The organism is Neisseria sp. HMSC055H02, assembly GCF_001813335.1.
Lineage (GTDB): Bacteria > Pseudomonadota > Gammaproteobacteria > Burkholderiales > Neisseriaceae > Neisseria > Neisseria sicca_C.
Genome location: NZ_KV812126.1, coordinates 129,264 through 132,467 on the forward strand (window position 1 = coordinate 129,264; position 3,204 = coordinate 132,467).

Sequence of the window (3,204 nt, forward strand, 5' to 3'; positions counted from 1 at the left end):
CCGTACTGGTTGAAAGTTAATCCACTATAAATTGCAAATCTGACCGAAGGATGAAAGGGTCGTCTGAAACCGAAAATCAGGTTTCAGACGACCCTTAATTTTCGGCGGCCAGACAATCAAACCGCCGCAACCTTCCCGTCAAAGGGTGTTTCATTCCGCGTACTTGCACTATACTGCCCCTGAAGAATACCGTCCGAAAGGAAAAACAATGAAATACGCTCCTGCCTTCCTCTCCCTTATCCTGCCCCTGTCCGTACAGGCAGCGGTCAACATCCAACGCTGGACCACCCCGCAAGGCGTGCAGGTCCTCTTGGCCGAGCGGCATGAAAATCCGATTATCGACATGGCAGTCAGCTTCCGAGGCGCAGGCAACGCGTCCGATCCCGACGGCAAAAGCGAAACCGCCGCCTTCACCGCCGCCCTGTTGACCAGCGGCACAAAAGAAATGGACGAAGAAACCTTCAACGCCCAAACCAACGGATTGGCAGTTGAAATCGGCAGCGGTACGGACAACGAAACCGCCACCGCCACCCTGCGCAGCCTGAGCCGTCCGGATACACTCAAAAAAGCCGTTTCCCTGTTCAACGGCGCACTGGCTCGCCCGCGTTTCGACGAAGCTGTGTTCCGCCGCAACCAAACGCAAGCCGCCACCTTCCTGCAACAACAGGAAACCAAACCCGACTTCACCGCCGCCCGAACATTGGCGCGCCTCTCCTATCCCGACCACCCTTACGGCAAAGACGCATACACCACCGTACAAAGCATAAACGGCATCACGCTTAACGACATCCGCGCGTTTTACCGCACCCGCTACGGCAAAAACAATGCCGTCGTCGCCATCGTCGGCGATATAGACCGCAAAGGCGCCGACCGCCTCGTGCAAGACGCATTGTCCGGACTGCCTGACCGTGCTGCCGCATCGGCCGACGTTCCACCCGTCAAAAAACATCCTGCACAACGCCGCGACATCCCCTTCGCCGGCGAACAGGCACAAATCATGCTTGGAATGCCGCTGATTACCCGCAACGACCCCGATTACTACGCGCTTGTTGCCGGCAACTACGTCCTCGGCGGCGGCGGATTCGACAGCCGCCTGATGGAAGTCCTGCGCAATCAGAGGGGCGACACTTACGGCGTGTACAGCAACCTTACTCCGGAACGTCAGGCAGGCATGTTCACCATCGCTTATTCTTCGCGCAAACCCGCCGCCCGCGCCTCGCTTGCCGCCGCACAGGAAGTCATCAGGCAGTTCATCGCCGAAGGTCCGACCGAAGAAGAAATGGCTCAGGCAAAAGCCAACATCACGGGCAGCTTCCCCCTGCGTTTCGATTCCAACGCCAAACTGCTCGGTTACCTGAACCTCATCGGCGTCTATAACCTGCCCGACGACTACCTTGAAGCCTACCCCAAAGCCGTCGCCAAACTGACCGCCGCCGACGTCAAAGCCGCCTGGCAAAAACGCGTCCGCCCCGAAGACCTGAATATCGTCGTGGTCGGTGCGCAGTAAAGTTCAGGCTGAATAAACGCAAACGTCGTCTGAAAACCGGTTTTAGGTTTCAGACGACGTTTTTTATGCTCGAAACGGCTTTCTTCTTCCAAACGCTTGTTATAGGGGTTTCAAACAACAAGTCCCTATTCTGGGATTTACCCGCGCAGTCGGGAGTCCGGAAGGTTGAAATAATGGTATAGTGGATTAATTTTAAATCAGGACAAGGCGACGAAGCCGCAGACAGTACAGATAGTACGGTACCGATTCACTTGGTGCTTCAGCACCTTAGAGAATCGTTCTCTTTGAGCTAAGGCGAGGCAACGCCGTACCGGTTTAAAGTTAAGCCACTATAATTTCTAAATATTCCCTCAAACGAAGGAGCCGGATTCCCGCCTGCGCGGAAATGACGGAGCAGGTGTTTTCTGTTCCGGCTTGCCGTCCATTTCACAAGAAATCAATGGGTATCGGAAAAATCAAAAAGGTCGTCTGAACATTTTCAGACGACCTTTTCAACGCTTTAAGAACGTATCCGTTTCAACACTTCTTCTTTGCCGATTAGTGCCAACACGGCATCGACGCTGGGCGTTTTCGCCGTGCCGCAGACGGCGAGGCGCAGGGGCATGCCGAGTTTGCCCATTTTGATGCCTTCTTCGTCACAGAAGGGTTTGAACAGGTCGTGGATGGCTTCGGCGTTCCAGTCTTCCAGCCCTTCGAGGCGTTCGGCGAAGCGCAGCATACGGGCGGCGGCTTCGTCGTCCCAATGTTTCTGCACGTCCGCTTCGGCAGGCGTTTGTTTGACGTAGAAGTAGAGGCACTCGTCGGCGAGCGTGTTCAGGTCTTGTGCGCGGTCTTTGACCAATGCCAACACGTCTTCCAACGCGGGTTTTGCCGTGTCGTAAATGTCGCGCAGGGCGAGGCGGGGTTTGACGAGTTCGGCAAGTTTTTCGTTGGGCGTTATTTTGATGTGTTCGCCGTTGATCCAGTAAAGTTTCTTCAAGTCCATCCGGCTTGGAGACGGGGAAACGTCTTTCAAATCAAACCATTCGATGAATTGTTCCATCGTGAAGAACTCGTCGTCGCCGTGCGCCCAGCCCAAACGCGCCAGATAGTTGAGCATGGCTTCGGGCAGGATGCCCATCGCGCCGAAATCGGTAATGGCGACGGTATCGCCGCTGCGTTTGGAGATTTTTTTGCCTTGTTCGTTGAGAATCATGGGCAGGTGGCCGTATTCGGGCAGGTTCGCGCCGATGGCTTTTAAGATGTTGATTTGTTTCGGGGTGTTGTTCACATGGTCGTCGCCGCGGATAACGTGGGTAACGCCCATATCGTAGTCATCCACCACGACGCAGAAGTTGTAGGTCGGCGTACCGTCGGCGCGGGCGATAATCAGGTCGTCGAGTGCTTCGTTGGGAATGGAGATTTCGCCTTTGACCAAATCCGTCCACTTGGTAACGCCGTCTAAAGGCGTTTTGAAGCGGACGACGGGTTGCACGTCGGCAGGGATTTCGGGCAGGGTTTTGCCTGCTTCGGGACGCCAGCGGCGGTCGTAAGTCGCCGTGCCTTCTTTTTCGGCTTTCTCGCGCATGGCTTCCAGCTCTTCTTTGCTGCAATAGCAGTAGTAGGCAGCGCCTTTTTCCAAGAGTTCGGCGATGACTTCTTTATAGCGGTCGAAACGGCGGGTTTGGTACACGACGTTGTCGGCGTTGTCGTAATCG

At 55.2% G+C, this 3,204-nt stretch carries 2 protein-coding genes; one reads left to right on the plus strand and one right to left on the minus strand.

What is annotated here, in order from left to right; genetic code table 11:
* Window positions 1–208 precede the first annotated feature (208 nt).
* Window positions 209–1,507 (plus strand): M16 family metallopeptidase, encoded by a 1,299-nt coding sequence (locus HMPREF2907_RS11210; protein WP_070682735.1) that lies wholly within the window; start codon window positions 209–211, stop codon window positions 1,505–1,507.
* 499 nt (window positions 1,508–2,006) lie between these two features.
* On the opposite strand, the gene gltX is transcribed toward HMPREF2907_RS11210, so the two are convergent.
* Window positions 2,007–3,204, minus strand: a 1,198-nt coding sequence (gltX, locus tag HMPREF2907_RS11215) for a glutamate--tRNA ligase (RefSeq protein WP_070682736.1), incomplete at its 5' end; no start/stop codon positions are given.

What these genes read in the sequence shown, in the direction of transcription:
- HMPREF2907_RS11210 (WP_070682735.1), top strand. Translation starts at nt 209, where the DNA reads ATGAAATACGCTCCTGCCTTCCTCTCCCTTATCCTGCCCCTGTCCGTA.